Source organism: Ancylobacter dichloromethanicus (genome assembly GCF_018390645.1).
Classification (GTDB): Bacteria; Pseudomonadota; Alphaproteobacteria; order Rhizobiales; family Xanthobacteraceae; genus Ancylobacter; species Ancylobacter dichloromethanicus.
The window spans coordinates 19,544-32,934 of the sequence record NZ_JAHBGC010000017.1 but is presented as its reverse complement, the minus strand read 5'-3'; the positions used below and the strand labels follow the sequence as shown (position 1 = coordinate 32,934).

17 protein-coding genes are annotated in these 13,391 nt (G+C 68.6%); 1 reads left to right on the top strand and 16 read right to left on the bottom strand.

Annotated features, from left to right (window positions below):
- Positions 1-27 precede the first annotated feature (27 nt).
- From KHC23_RS07745 to KHC23_RS07710, 8 genes are all read right to left on the bottom strand, one after another.
- On the bottom strand, positions 28-888 hold the full coding sequence (locus KHC23_RS07745) for a hypothetical protein (RefSeq protein ID WP_213371158.1): 861 nt from the start codon (positions 886-888) through the stop codon (positions 28-30).
- Positions 836-1,321 (bottom strand): hypothetical protein, encoded by a 486-nt coding sequence (locus KHC23_RS07740; protein ID WP_213371156.1) that lies wholly within the window; start codon positions 1,319-1,321, stop codon positions 836-838. The genes KHC23_RS07745 and KHC23_RS07740 overlap by 53 nt, the downstream gene beginning before the upstream one ends.
- Positions 1,318-1,650, bottom strand: coding sequence for a ubiquitination-like system serine protease family protein (locus tag KHC23_RS07735; RefSeq protein WP_213371154.1), 333 nt, complete (start codon positions 1,648-1,650; stop codon positions 1,318-1,320). Before KHC23_RS07735 ends, KHC23_RS07740 begins: the two co-directional genes overlap by 4 nt.
- A complete protein-coding gene (locus KHC23_RS07730; RefSeq protein WP_213371152.1) occupies positions 1,647-3,230 on the bottom strand; it encodes a portal protein in 1,584 nt (527 codons plus the stop codon). Before KHC23_RS07730 ends, KHC23_RS07735 begins: the two co-directional genes overlap by 4 nt.
- A gap of 11 nt (positions 3,231-3,241) precedes the next feature.
- Positions 3,242-3,442 carry a hypothetical protein gene (locus KHC23_RS07725; RefSeq protein WP_213371150.1) on the bottom strand — a complete coding sequence of 67 codons (201 nt, stop codon included), beginning with the start codon at positions 3,440-3,442 and terminating at the stop codon, positions 3,242-3,244.
- Entirely contained in the window at positions 3,427-3,834 is a 408-nt protein-coding gene (locus KHC23_RS07720) for a hypothetical protein (RefSeq protein ID WP_213371147.1), read from the bottom strand. The genes KHC23_RS07725 and KHC23_RS07720 overlap by 16 nt, the downstream gene beginning before the upstream one ends.
- The gene (locus tag KHC23_RS07715; protein ID WP_213371145.1) at positions 3,831-5,324 is read right to left on the bottom strand and encodes a hypothetical protein; all 1,494 of its coding nucleotides are present in this window, start codon (positions 5,322-5,324) and stop codon (positions 3,831-3,833) included. The genes KHC23_RS07720 and KHC23_RS07715 overlap by 4 nt, the downstream gene beginning before the upstream one ends.
- 309 nt (positions 5,325-5,633) lie before the next feature.
- Entirely contained in the window at positions 5,634-6,236 is a 603-nt protein-coding gene (locus KHC23_RS07710; protein ID WP_213371143.1) for a hypothetical protein, read from the bottom strand.
- A 570-nt stretch (positions 6,237-6,806) separates the two neighbouring features.
- Here KHC23_RS07710 and KHC23_RS07705 point away from each other — a divergent pair.
- Complete coding sequence (locus KHC23_RS07705) at positions 6,807-7,094, top strand: hypothetical protein (RefSeq protein ID WP_213371142.1); 288 nt, start codon at positions 6,807-6,809, stop codon at positions 7,092-7,094.
- Here the strand turns inward: KHC23_RS07705 and KHC23_RS07700 are convergent.
- From KHC23_RS07700 to KHC23_RS07665, 8 genes are all read right to left on the bottom strand, one after another.
- On the bottom strand, positions 7,091-7,363 hold the full coding sequence (locus KHC23_RS07700) for a hypothetical protein (RefSeq protein ID WP_213371141.1): 273 nt from the start codon (positions 7,361-7,363) through the stop codon (positions 7,091-7,093). The two genes, KHC23_RS07705 and KHC23_RS07700, sit on opposite strands and share 4 nt — an antisense overlap.
- A complete protein-coding gene (locus KHC23_RS07695) occupies positions 7,347-9,233 on the bottom strand; it encodes a hypothetical protein (RefSeq protein WP_213371140.1) in 1,887 nt (628 codons plus the stop codon). Before KHC23_RS07695 ends, KHC23_RS07700 begins: the two co-directional genes overlap by 17 nt.
- Before the next feature lie 56 nt (positions 9,234-9,289).
- Positions 9,290-10,057 (bottom strand): hypothetical protein, encoded by a 768-nt coding sequence (locus tag KHC23_RS07690; protein ID WP_213371139.1) that lies wholly within the window; start codon positions 10,055-10,057, stop codon positions 9,290-9,292.
- A gap of 3 nt (positions 10,058-10,060) precedes the next feature.
- On the bottom strand, positions 10,061-11,197 hold the full coding sequence (locus KHC23_RS07685; RefSeq protein ID WP_213371138.1) for a DUF7146 domain-containing protein: 1,137 nt from the start codon (positions 11,195-11,197) through the stop codon (positions 10,061-10,063).
- Positions 11,198-11,378: 181 nt separating this feature from the next.
- On the bottom strand, positions 11,379-11,618 hold the full coding sequence (locus KHC23_RS07680) for a hypothetical protein (protein ID WP_213371137.1): 240 nt from the start codon (positions 11,616-11,618) through the stop codon (positions 11,379-11,381).
- Positions 11,615-12,202, bottom strand: a complete 588-nt coding sequence (locus tag KHC23_RS07675; protein WP_213371135.1) for a hypothetical protein — start codon at positions 12,200-12,202, stop codon at positions 11,615-11,617. The genes KHC23_RS07680 and KHC23_RS07675 overlap by 4 nt, the downstream gene beginning before the upstream one ends.
- Positions 12,199-12,528: a hypothetical protein gene (locus KHC23_RS07670; protein ID WP_213371133.1), complete on the bottom strand. Its 330-nt coding sequence runs from the start codon at positions 12,526-12,528 to the stop codon at positions 12,199-12,201. The genes KHC23_RS07675 and KHC23_RS07670 overlap by 4 nt, the downstream gene beginning before the upstream one ends.
- Before the next feature lie 3 nt (positions 12,529-12,531).
- On the bottom strand, positions 12,532-13,389 hold the full coding sequence (locus tag KHC23_RS07665; RefSeq protein ID WP_213371131.1) for a ParB N-terminal domain-containing protein: 858 nt from the start codon (positions 13,387-13,389) through the stop codon (positions 12,532-12,534).
- Positions 13,390-13,391: the final 2 nt, after the last annotated feature.

The following is a 13,391-nucleotide window of genomic DNA, read 5'->3' as shown; positions in this document are numbered from 1 at the left end:
CCGGGCGTGCGTCAACCGAGGGTCGCGTCAGTTGCCGTGCAGCTGACGAAACCCGGCATCGATCCTGGCTCGGAAATCCTTGTCGTACTCGCGCGCATAGGGATTGGCGCGGGGATCGGTCATCGCCTTGTCGAGGCTCTCCTTCGTCCAACCGCCGGTGTCGCCGCCCTTCACGCCCGGCAGGGCGAAGCCGGGCACCTGCTTCATGGCGCCCGAAAGGGCGGTGATCATCTCCACGCCGTCCGCCTCGTCCGCCAGCGCGCCGAGCAGCGCCTTGGCGCCATCCGAGAGTTTCAGCTGCTGGCCCAGCACATCGGTGAAGCCGACCGCGTCGGCCTGCGCCTTGGCGACGATCGGCTTGGCCTCGTCCCAGCTCTTGCCCGGCGCCAGGCGCTGGGCCAGCGTGCGGGCTTCGGTCTCGGGCGAATACACCGGCCCCAGCAGCTTGTTGTCGACCGCCTGCTCATAGAGCTGGGTGACGAACGCGCCGAAATGCTCCTTCGGCATGCCCACCTTGAGGGCGACTTCCTGCGCCACCTTCAGGAACGGGTCGCTGGCCGCATCCTTGAAATAGGGTGCGATTTTCTCGTTTTTCGAAGCGTCGAAGGTGTAGTCCTCCGCGCTCTTGCCGGGCTGCGGGCGCTTGCTCTCGCCCTCGCGCAGGCCCTTCCAGGCGTCGGCGAGCTTGCCGAAGGTCTCCTCCGGCGTGGCGCCGTACATGCTTTCGGGGATGAAGTCCCGTTTCCACGGGTCGGCGGCTCCGCCACCGGCAGCGCCAGCCGCCCCGGCGCCACCTTCGCCACCGGCGCCAGCCCCGGCGCCGGCGCCGCCGCCTTCAGCTCCCGCCGCGCCGGCGCCGGCGCCCGCTTCCCCGTTGCGCAGAACCATCGCCCACAGTCCCTGATACCTCGTGAACATCTTGCGTCTCCGTTGGTGCGGGGCCGACAGGCATCTTTCGGCCCTCGGCGATCAGCTTGAGGATTTTCCAGACCAGCGCGTTTTCGCGGAACCGGCCGGCGGCATAGAGCGCGAACTGGTCCGGCGCGACGCCGAGCGGCGGCGGCGTTTCCGCCAGCACGATGGTGGTGCCGACCAGGTGCTCCAGCAGCAGCTTGAAATCGTCATTTTCGGCGAGCCGCCCGCAGGCCTCGCTCAGCCGGCCGCTGCGGGCGATGGCAAGGGCGATGGCCTTCGGGTCGCCCTGCGCCGCGCCGGCCAGCCGCTCGAACCATTCCCAGCCCATGCTGTCCGCCTGGGCGATGAGGCGGGACATGTCCATCAGCCCGCCGGGCTCGCGCTCGGGGAGGAGGAAGTCGCTCATAAATCCCACCCCGGCAGTTCAACCGTCTGGCCGGCAAGGGCATGGGTGCAGTCGCCGAGAAACTGGATGCGGCCATCGGTGACGAAGGAGTGGCATACCATGCGTTTGTCCTTCGACGTGTCGTCGAAGTCTTCCGACACATCACTCGGTTCGGACCATGTGACATTGATCGACGGCGTGAAGGTCGGCCGCTCGCTATCGCCGTTGTAGCCCCAGCGAGGGCCCGGCCCTTCGCCGACGCGCACCATGTGGCCCATGTTGCAGCCGGGGCAGCGGAACATCAGGCCGCCACCCTCGACGGATCGGAGTTTCCCGCCTGGGAGGATCATGCCAAAGCCCCCGCTGCGGCGTTCGCCGGCGGCGCCGCCGGTTGCTGCGCCTGGCCGCCCGCCTCGGCGGCGGCCATCGCCTGCGCCACCAGGGCGGTGACCTGTTCCATGATTTCCTGCCGGCGCTCGTCGCTCGGGATCCAGTTCTCCGGCACGCCGAGGCCGCGCCCGACGTCGATCAGCGCGTCGAGCTTGTTCACCACCAGGTCGGAATAGCCGGGCGCCAGCGCCATCGCCATTTCGATCCACTGCACGCCGGCCTGCGCCCGGGCGGCGAAGCGCGCCGTGGCGAAGGGCGAGGTGACGCGGGTTTTCAGCAGCAGCTGGTCGATCTCCAGCATGTGCGGGATGACCTTGGCGTCGTAGCAGATTTCCAGCGCCCGCTGGCCGGCCGGCACCACGATCTCGTGCACCAGGCGCCCGGCGGCGCCCTGATGGTCGGAAGCGAGGCGCTTCACCCGCTCAAGGATTTCGGTGGCGGAGCGCACGGCCGCGCCGTCCGGCGGCAGGGATTGGTCCATCAGCGCCGTCTGCACGCTCATGCGCAGCTCGTTGAGCACGATGTTGGACAGGTCGAGCCGCGGTTCCGGCAGCTTCTGGATCGAGGGGCCCAGCACGCCGCCATTCGCCCGCACCTTCCAGAACTGGCCGGGCGCCACCAGCGCCGTGGCGGGGTTGAAAGTGCCGTCGTCGGTGGCGGTGTAGATGCCGAGCATGGTGATGGCGGCGGCTTTCAGGGTCAGTTCCTGCGCCTTGTTCAGCGTCTTGATCGCCGGCATGGCGAGCAGGATCGGCCCGCGTCCCCAGGTCTCGCCCGGCACGCGGAAATAGCGCGGCGTCAGCCAGGGCGAGGTGCGGTAGTCGCGGGTCCAGAACGGCTCCTCGTCATCGTCATGCGAGACGTGCAGCGTCCATTTGCCGGTCTCGTAATCGAAGGTCGTGTCCTGGTGGACCTCGATTTCCTTCTGCGGCTCCTTCTCGATCCGCTCGGCCATCTTGCGCGACAGCTCGGCCTTCGGCCACGCCACCTTGATCAGGCCGCCTTTCACCTTGCGCGGCCAGAAACGGCCAATGATGTCGCCGAAAAGCCCCATCTCCAGCCGGACTTCCTCGGTCGGCACCGAGGCATAGGCGGCGAGCCGGCCGCGATTGTTCTTCGGCGCGTCGTCCATGATCAGCGCGCCGGTGCCGGCCTGCAGGTCGAGGCACATCTCGTGGCACGCCATGTCCCACTCGCCGGTCTGGAACAGCGATCCCACCACCTCGCTGATATCGGCAAGCTGCTTCGTCAGCCGGTCGCGCTCGCGGCCGCGCTTCACCAGCGGGCCCGGCTCGAAGCGCACCCAGGGCTCGCCCGGCGGGCAGAAGTCCTGCTGCAGCCGGCCGGCGCCGCGAAACGCGCTGGCCGTGGCGGTCATGTCGAAGATGCGGTTCACCCGCTTGTCGCCCTGTCCGGTCTCGCGGATGCCGCGCCGGAACGGGATGGCGAATTCATAGGCCTCGTCATAGAGCGGCTTCAGCACCGCCCATTCGCGATCGGCCTGCGCGCGCCGTTCCTTCAGTTCCTTGACCGTGGGCAAAGGGCGGCTCCTCAGTTCAGCGACTGCTGGCCGTCCTCGGCGAGATAGGTGAGCAGCTGGCGACCCTTGCGCCGGCGCGGCGCGCTGGTGGCGCCCTCGGTGCTCACCTCCGCCTCGCGCGCCAGCAGGCTGGCGAGCGCCGAGCCCTGCGCGCTTTTCTGCTGCTTGGCGATATCGCCGCCGCCCATGATCGACTTCACGACACTGCCCATGGATCGCGTCTCCAGATTTCCAGCCCGTCTATGGCGAGCGCGCGCCGGAAGCCGAGCAGGCGCGCGATGCGCGCTCCCGCCGGCGTGCGCACGATGGTCTCCACCGGGCGAGGGTCAGAGTGCGGCAGATCGGCGAAGGTCAACCGAGCCAGCGCCAGCACACGGCGCATGTGGGGCGCGGCCGCCGGGGCGGCGTGGAACCAGTTTTCCCAGGCGTCGCCGAGCGGGATGAACCCGCCGCAGGCCAGCGCCCGCGCCCCGGCATCACGCACGGCATAGGAGGGGCCCATGCGCAGCTGCTGGCAGGCCACGGTCCATTTGAACGGCGACACCTCGCCATAGACCTCGCCGAGATCCACGCGGTTGCAGGGCGCGTGCAGGGTGAGGTTCATACCGCGAACACGTCGAAGTCGCCGGGACGGTGGGTTTGCGCGGGGCGCTCGTCCCGCACGCGGGCACGGCCGGCGCCCGCCGCCTTGGTGATAATGCCGTGCAGGCCTACCAGGTCCATCACGCCGTACTGGATCGCGTCCTGCACGTTGGAAAATTCGTTCTTCTCCGGCAGGGTGCGGAAATTCGCCTGCGGGTTGGCGCCGATCCGCACGAAGCGGTAGCCATAGCTGAAGCCGCGCACCGCCCATTTGCAGCGCGGCGAAACGATGAGGGCCGGCAGGTGGCCGTCGATCATCGTGGTGAGCTGCTGGCGCACGCCATCGGTGCGCAGGCCGATATCGTTCGACGCCGCCGGCATGACCGGGATGCCGAGCGCCTGGCCGATGATCTCGTTCCACGACATTTCGCCTTCCTCGCGGTCGGCGCCATGGATGGCGGAAGGGTCGCACACGCCCGGCAGCAAGTGGCAGCTGCGGTAGCGTTCCAGCAGCAGCGCCACCAGCTCGCGGGCAAACCGCGTCGGCCCGACGCCCTGGCCGAGATAAAGCTCGTCCGTCAGGCGCAGCTGGCCGTTCGGCATCGGTTGCAGGATCACGGCGGAAGGGTGCCCGCCGGCATCGAGCGCGATCTTGATCGGCAGGTGCGGGTCCGGCACCAGCTCCTTTTTGGCGATGTGCAGGTTTTCGTTGAACTCCGGATAGACCGGCGCTCCGGAGCGCGAGTAACCCCACTTGTTGTGAATGAAGCGCCGCACCCACCAGTCGGGCTTGCCCTGCATCATCCGCTGGTAATAGTCTTTCGGAAGATTATGCAGGTTCTCGGCGCCGGGATCTAGCCCCCCGGGCTGCGGGTAGAACGCCCACCCTTCCGGCTTGTTCTCGACTAGTCTGTCGTGAAGATAGTTGTCGATGTCCGGCGCGTTGAAGTCCATCAGTATCTGCCCCGGGGGGTCGATACCATGCGGCAACATCCTCTTGGAGGGGTAGCGGCGAATACGCTGGGTCAGGTAGTCCAGCACGTCGGGCACCATCAGGTCCGCCTCGTTCGGCCAGCCCCACGTCCCTTCCCAGCCGCGTAGAATGTCCTCAACCCGGCTGGAGCCGATGCCGACGAACTCGGTGATGCTCTCCAGCGTGCGCTCGCCCGGCAGGCGGAAGCGCAGCGTGTGCACCGCCGGCCGGTCGTTTCCGCCGGTGTAGGTCCAGCTGGGGTGATCCTTCGGGAACCAGGTGAACCAGCTGGGAAGCGTGGTCTTTTCCAGGGTTCGGAAGCTGTCGCGCACCACCACGCCCTTGGCGCGCACCACGCCGTCCAGGCAGGTCGGCATGGAGGCAGCGAAGGCCTGGCTGGCGAAAATACAGGTCGTGGTCTTGCCACCGCCTACGGGGCCCATGATGCCCTTGACGAGCGAGGTGAAATCGACCGCGAAGGCCTCGGAGACCGGCCCCGGCGGGCCCCAGGCGTTGAGCAGTTCGGGTGCGTCGCTCATTCCCCGATGGGCCTCCCTCGCCCTTTCCCGGCCCGGGGGAGGGTGCCCGCGCCCTCCAACCCTCGCCCGCAGGCGCCCACGGTTGATTTTCGGCCCCAAACGCTGATCGGTGTGCGCACGCATGGGCGGGCGGGCAGGGGCGGGGGGGCGCTTCGGGGGGGTCGCTCCGCACCATGGCACCGCAAGAGAGGGGGGGAGGGGGGTGCCGCATGCCCCGGCGCCGAGGCTGCCGCCTGAAACGACCGGACGGGCCCGCGCGGTGCCCCTCGCGCGGGCGAGGGCGTGACACCATGATTTTTCATCATGGGTTCAATCGTCGCTTTCGTCAGCATCATCAATGCCTTGTGCCTCATCGTGCGACCCGTCATCGTGCGACCCTTCGGCCTCGCTCGGGCTAAGCCATTGATCCTGCGCGCTTTTCGCAATGGCCTCGATCGACAGCGTCCGGCCGCCATCGCCGCCCGCCGGCGCGCCCGCCGGAGCCCCGAAGTTCATCACCAGCGTCGGCATGACCGCCGCGCCCTTGTCATCCACCGCCGCCTGCTTCGCCGCGAGATAGGGCGCCACCTCGGCCGCCGCGCGCACCTGCACGCCCAGCGCCTCATGCGGCTTGCAGCCGAGCCGCGCCGCCAGGGCGAGCGTCTCGACCGAGTAGATTTCCGCCAGGGCGACGAGCGGGTGCTTGAACTGGGACAGCAGCAGCCGGCGGATATCGCGCGTCACGCGGTTCTGAGCCCCAGCCGGGCGCCCCGGGCCCGCGCGTTCGCGCACCAGCGAACCGAGCGGCGTCTCGGCCGCCTCATTGCCCAGCAGGTCGAGCTGGGCGCCGCCCGCGCCGGAAATTTCCGCCGCCGGCGCGTCCCTCAACACCCCTGAAACGACCGCTGCAACGCCATGCTTCGGGTCCGACACTTATCCGCCCCTTTTTTTATGAGGTGTCGCGAGTGTCGCGCCGGGTGTCGCGGGTCAACTGATCAAAATCGTTGATCTTTTTACTGTTTGAGACACTTGCGACACTTGAGACACCTATCTCTCTCCCAATGCGCGCGCGCATGATCGTATGGCGCGCGCGTGCGGTGTCGCACGTGTCGCAGGTGTCGCGCCGTTGATTTATAAGGAAAATTCGCGCCGGAGGTGTCGCAGGCTGGTGTCGTGGTGTCTCACCCCGCACCCGTCGCCCCGCCGCTCTGTCCGCGCCGAGCGACCGTAGGGCCGCACCGCCCGCGTCAACTGTCCGCCCTGCCGCCGTGCCGCTGGAGCGTGATGGCGGATAGAAGCGGCGGGGCGGACGGCCGCATGCGCGCCGAAAGGCGCGCTGGCAATGGACCGGCCGCGCGACTAGCGCGGCTCCGATTAAAGGCCTTGGGGCCCGGGCGCGGGAGGTCCGATCCGGGCGCCAAAGGGCCGGGGCACGGGTTGCGATGTTCCCATTTCGTTCTAGATTATCGCCGGCGACGAGGCAGGCAGGGAGAAGGGCGCGGGATGGTCGATCGGCTGTCGGATTATCCGTTCGTCACCGTCCGGGTGGCGTGTAGCCTTTGCGACAGAAAGGGCCGCTACCGGCTGGCGCGTTTGGCGGCGAAGTACAGCGCCGAGATCCCGCTGGAGTTGCTGATAGATCGGCTGGCATCAGATTGCCCGTGGCGCGGCCCGCAGGCCCGGCGTGACGCGACCTGCGGCGCCTATTTCCCGGACGTGCGCGGTGCACCTCGGCCGCCGGATGAGCCGGAGCCGGCGCGCCTGCGCGTAGTCAGGGGTGGGAGGAGCTAATGCAGCCCGGCCGCCCGCATGTTCCGGAAGCCCTGCGCCCGCGCGGCGCGCGCCTCGCGGCGCCAGGCGCATTCGGCGACCAGGCGCGGATTCCGGCTCTGCAGGCGGGCGAGGGCCGCCGTGTAGTCAAGCCCGCGATCCACGGCACACCCGCCACGCCACAGTTCGCCGTCATCGCACCCCAGGCCGCCGGCGCCGTGGCTCGCCCAATAGAGCGGGCAATCCTGCGCCTGGTCGTGAGGGCAGGCCGCGCTAGGCTTCCTCGGCATCGCCTCGCTCGCGCGCCATCAGGAAGTTCAGCTCGCGCAGGTTCACCAGCGTGCAGCGGCGCTCGATGCCGTTGATGCGCTCGCGGTTGAAGCGCTTGTCTGCGAAAATCACGCCCGTATGCAGGCCCTGCCGCAAAGCACCAGGCCAGGAGCCGGTGGAGCCGTCGCCGGCCCACACCTCGCCCTTGAACACCTCGGCGATCATTTTCCCCTGGTTCGGGATGAACAGCACCTTTCCGCCGATCTGGTTGGGCAGCACATCCTGCGCATCGCGCACCTTCAGGTCGACCTGCGCCAGCAGCACATTCGCATCGGCAAGGTTGATCGCGCCGTTGCTGCCGTCGCCGAGATCGTCCAGCAGCTGGCCGACCGTGTGGCGCACGCCGCCGCGCCAGGCGTCGATGCGGGCGGTCAGCAGATGGTTGAGGCACCGGCGCCAGTTGTCCGTCGCATCTTCGTGCTCGGGCAGCGAGGAGGGCGCCAGCATCTGGCTCCAGCGATCGAGCCCGCCGTCAATGGTCGGCATGCCCATCTCCTCGAGGAGCCCGTCGCCGAGGAGGAGATCGGCGCAGGCCAGCAGCGTGCCATAGGTGTCCTGGCCGCGCCCATCGTGCCCGCCGCGCGAAAGCGCCTCGCGATAGGTCTGGTAGGTCACTTCGAAAGCCGGCCAGCGGTCGATCAGCCGGCGCAGCACCATGCGGCCCACCGTGTCGGCATCCACCGTCACCGGCTTGGCTGAATAGCCGGCCGGGCGCGGGCGAAGGTGGATCAGCGCCATTCGGCTCAAATCCTGCGAGGGCACCGGCGGCATGTTGATGGCGCTCATGAAGAAGCAGTTCTTGGCGGTGAAGCTGGTGCCGACATGGTTGGAACCGCCGCGGAACTGCACGGCGCCGGACGCCGCCAGGCGGGCGAGGGCCACCACGCCTTTCACCCGGTCATTGTTGGCGCCGGCTTCCAGCTCGTCGACCGCCACCGGCAGGCTGTCCTGTCCTACCCGCTGATAGATGCCGGCCGGCGTGGTGTCGGCCGTCGCGTGCAGCGCGTCGCCGAGCACGCCCTTGATCAGCGCCTGCAGCGTGGATTTGCCGACGCCGCGATCGCCGACCACGAAAATCATCGGGCGCCAGGGCAGGGCGGCGCCGAGGAAGGCGGCGCACAGCCAGCCGAGGATGAAGATGGCGTCGATCTTCCGCTCGAAGGTGAAGTTGGCCAGCGCCTGCAGCAATCCGGTGTTGCGCAGCATGTCGTCGGTGACTTCGCGGGCCCAGGGCTCGGGCTTGCCCGGGCGCCGGGGGTAGAACTGGCCGTCATAGTCGCCCGTCGCCCGCTCGCGGCCGTTGATGAACAGCACCTCGCCGGCGTGATAGACGAAGTTCCCGGCGCGATCGGTCCAGCCGCCGAGGCCGCGCACCCGGTCGCCGGCGTTCCACATGCCCTTCTCGCCGGCGGCGGTGTAGAGAGCGTCGGCCACCGCCACGGTGTCGAAGCCGTCGACATTGGCCTGCCCACCGCCCTTCGGCTTTCCCCAGCGCGGAAAGGCCCAATAGAGATAGGGCATGCGGTGCAGGAACAGCCGCTGGATTTTCTTCTGGCCAAGGGCGTTGTCGGTGATGCTGGCCAGCTGCCCCAGCGCGTCGATCACATAGAGCACGTCGCCATCCATGCCGAGCACCTGGACGGGGCAGCCCGGCGGCATGCCATCCGGCGCCGCCAGGTGCTGCCAGCCGCCAGGCGGCACGATGTCGTCGCCGATCGCCATGGGCTGGCCGCGCGCGGGGTCTTTCACATTGCCCTGACGACGGTGCAGCCTGCGCTTCGCGTCGCCATAGCCGGCCGCGATCGCATCAGTTCCAGTGGCAGCGGACATTCAGGCCTCGGGATATGCACAAAGAGGCGGGCGCCGCCCGGGCGCCCGGGAGGCGGTCAGGCGTCGGCGATCGAGCGCTTTTTCGCCTTGGCCGTTGCCTTTTTGGCCTTCTCGGCCTCGCGCTCGGCGGCGGCCTGGTCGGCCTGCGCGCGGGCGGCCGCCATCTGCGGGTCGATGTCGTCGATCCCGTCGACACGCTCCAAGATGGTGTCTTCCAGGTCCACCTCGCGCGTCGCCATCATTGGCGCCGGCGGCGGGAAGCGGCGGACCATCTCGGCATTCATCACCTCGGCCACGTCAGCCACGGCGGGGATGATGCGGGCCGCCAGCTCGAAGCTGGCGCGGTCCACGGGCGTCAGCGCGTCCCATAGACCGGCAACGTGGCCGAGTTCCTTCATCTTGTTGAACAGCACTTCCGCCGCCGGCCGGCGCTCGATCGCGTAGCGGATGACATCGTCGTAGACGGGCGAACTCGCCATGCAAAACACTCCGAAATCGACGGGCACGTTTTGCTGGCCGGGCTCTGTCTTCAAGATGTACGCCGCCTCGGCACTTTCCAACACCATGGCCACCAGCTCGACCGTTCCTTGCACCGAGAAGGGCGCCAGTTCGTCCCAGGCGAGCAACGTGGTGCGAGCAGCGGCGATCGCGGCCTTGATGTCCGCTGCCTCGAACAGTTCGGGGTAGTTGAGACGAGCTGTTCCCTCGGCGTCGGCGTCTCCATCGGCCCGCATGTGCTCGATGGCCTCGGCCACAGTCTTCGGCCGCACATAGGTGGCGCCGTCGTTCTCCGCAGTCTCGGCGGCCGGCTTCTTTTCGTTCATCGCTCAGTCCTTTCCTGTGAGGGTGTCGTTCAAATCCTTGCCGGTGAAGGCCGGCAGGCGGGTCATCGGCTTGCCGGCGCGCGCCAGGGCGGTTTCCGCCCGCTGCAGATGCGCCAGCGCCTCGGCCTTGCCCCAATCATTTTGAGCGGCGACGTAGATCTCGGAGACGCACGGCCGATCGACCGGCTGGTGCGCCAGATTGCCGAGCGAAATCGCGCCCCACACGCGCAGCTCCGGCACCGCCAGGGCGGCGGAAAGCCCATCTTCCAGCCCTTCGGTCAGGCATAGCGGGCCGGTCACGCCATCGGTGGCGTCGGCCTGGCAGGGGTCCAGCCCGGTGGGGCCGTGCCCGATCCACATGGAAAGGCCCAGCTGCTCGGGCCAGATGAGCTTGGGCTTTTCAACGTCCGCCTTGCCGGAGCCATCGGGCGCGAGAAAGGTGTAGTGCAGCGAGCGCAGGGTGCCCTTGGCATCGCGCAGCGGCGTGATTATGCAGGGGAATTTGGGGCCCGGGCGTACCTTGTAGCGCTGGATACGGCCGCTCTCGGTGCGCTCGCCCCACTCCGCCGCCATCCAGTATTCTTCGGCGGGGAGATAGCGCAGCTCGCCGGAATAATGCTGCACCTCGGCCAGCGGCACGCCGCGCGCCTCGAGGTAGCGATAGGCGGTGGAGCCCGGCATCACCATGCGGCCGTATCGCCACTTGTCATAGGCCCGCTGCGCGCCGTGCCGGCGCTTGCGCTCCTCCGCCTCGGCGTTCTCGCGCCGGCGCTGGTCGCGGGCCTCCTTCGCCGCCCGGCGGTCCTCGGCGGTCATGTGCTCGATGCCGAGCATGTCGCGCAGCCAGCCGGCGGCGAAGCCGAAATCCTTGATCGGCTTGCCGTTGAGATAGGCCACCAGGCCGAAAATATCGCCCTTGATCACGTCGCGCTCGGCCCAGTCAACAAAGCCGCCGGCGGCGGTGCCGCGCGTCCAGATGCAGAGCGAGGGGTTGCGGTCGTTCCGCATCGGGTTGGAGACGAGATAGCTGGGCTTGGAGCCGCCCTGAAAGCGCCCGCCGGGCGCCAGCTGGTCGAGAATGGTGCGCAGATTGTCCTGCGCGAGGGCTTTCAGCTCCTCGGTTTCGCGGCGCTGGATCATGACGGCACCCTCCTCGCGGCAAAAGCATCCAGCATGGCGGTGCGCCACATCGCCGGCCACCAGTCCGGCATCGGCCCGCAGGGGGGCGGCGAGGGAAGGCTCGCCACGAAAAACTCGATCGACGCCTCCTGACGAAGCTGCTTGACGCGCGCGTTTAGCTCGGCTGGGGAGAGGCGCCGGATCATAGGAAGCCCTCCCCGCTGGCGCCCTTGGGGTTGCGCGGCACATCGCCGATGCGCTCCAGCTGGTTCAGCACCTGCACGGCCGCGATTTCCATCGTTCCGCAGGCCCGCAGCTTTCCGACCTGACAGGGGCAGTAGCCGCCGTTCACGGCCCGGCAGAGCACATAGGCGACATAGTCTTCGCGGTAGATCACGGCCGGCGGCGGCTCCGGCTGGCGACGGCGGCGGAAGGTGCTCATGCCGAGCCCTCCGCTACGGTTTGAGATCGCTTCACGCCGAGTGCGGTTCTCTCCGTGATAGCCTTGCCGTCATCGGTCCAGCTCGCCGCCATTGCCTGGCAACAGAGCGGGCAAAAGCGGAACGTCATCACCCGGGGCCGACCCTCGTTGATGCGTTCGACGCGACGCCGGATGCGCTCGCCGCCCCAAATCCGACCGCCGCAAATGGCGCAGTCGTGCCATTTCGACGCGAGGCCCATGGTGTCGGACAGCAGTGTGGTGTCCGTTTCGTCCGGGAAAAAGGGATCGAAGGACATCACATCGAGGTCGCGGCGCGGGTCGCCAAGGTGCGGGTCCCAGTGGCCTTCGTCCGCGAACGTCACCCACGCGCCGTTCAGTTTGAAGACGCAAAGGGCCGAGATGTCGCTACGGGTGGGCGAGCACATCCACCAGCCATCCCAACCGGTGAAGCGGCCTCGGCTGTGCCCGCCGCAACGCGTGAAGGTCAGCATGTCGCCGGGCTTGACGATGGCGCGCGCGCGTTCGGTGGCCCTGCGCGAATGCGCGCGCCTTTCGGCGCGCTCCTCGTCGGTGAGCGTGCTCATGCCGAGCCCTCCGGCTTGCGCGCCATCGCCTCGTCGACCGCGAGCATGTCCCGGTTCTTCAGCACGAAGGCGGCGAGCACAGCGACCATGTCGGCACGCTCGGCGGTCGACATGTAGTTGAAGCGCGGCTCGCGGCCGGCGCCGGCCAATTCCTCCCGCTCGGCCGCGAACAGCGTGAAGTCGTAGCCCGGCAGCGCCTCGCGCAGCGCGTCGAGCGTGAGCTTCATCACCTCGACGCACCGCGTCTGCACCGGGCCATGCCCGCCGGGGAATATCTCCTCCGGCCGGGCATCGCGGGAGAGCTTCCTGCGTTTTGCGTCACCCATGGGTCACTCCGCCGCCTGTGCCGGCAGCGGCAGGCGCTGCTGCAGAAAATGGGTGAGGCGGGCGCACAGCTCGCCGTTCAGAGGCTGCCCCCCCCTATGGTGGGCGATCCGCGCCTCGGTCAGCTCGGTCTTGAAGTCGAAATCGTCCATGGCATCGAGCAGCTCGCCGCCCGCCTTGCGCCATTCCGGCGCGGCGGCCAGCACCGTGCACAGCGCCTCGATGACAGGTTTGCCCAGCATGCCCGGGTTGCCGGCGCCGGTGAGCGTCACGCAGGAAAGCGCCGCCTGCACCACCTCCCGCCCATGCCGGGCGATGGCGTTGAGGATGACGTTCGGCGCGATGGTCTGGCCCCGCTCCATCCGCGAGGCCTGCACGGGATAGCGCAGCACCGTCACTTCGGCGGCGCGGCACACCTCGTCACACACCACGGCCGCCTTCTCGCCGGCCTTCACCCGGGCGTGATAGATCGCCATGGAATGCAGCCGCGTCACCTGCCCGTTGATGGCGGCGAAGGCCGAGGCCTGCTCGGCATTGTCGGCGATCACCACCTGGCACGGCACGCTCTCGATCTTGCGCAGCGCCGCCGCCGTGGCGCGGTGCTGGCCGTCGATCACGGCGTAGAGCCCGCCCTCGATCGGCGCCACCACCACGGGCGCGAACTTGCGCCAGTCGAAGCCGCGCGCGATCGCGAACAGCGAGCGCTGACCCTCGGCCGTGATATCGCGCTGGTAGGAGGGGTCGACGCGCAGCTGCGCGATCTCGATCCATTGCAGCATGGGCGCCGCGCCGAGGCCGTGATCGGCGCCGGCGAAGTCGGCCCAAAAAGCCCTGAGGTAGGGGGTGGGGTCGATGGCGCGCATGG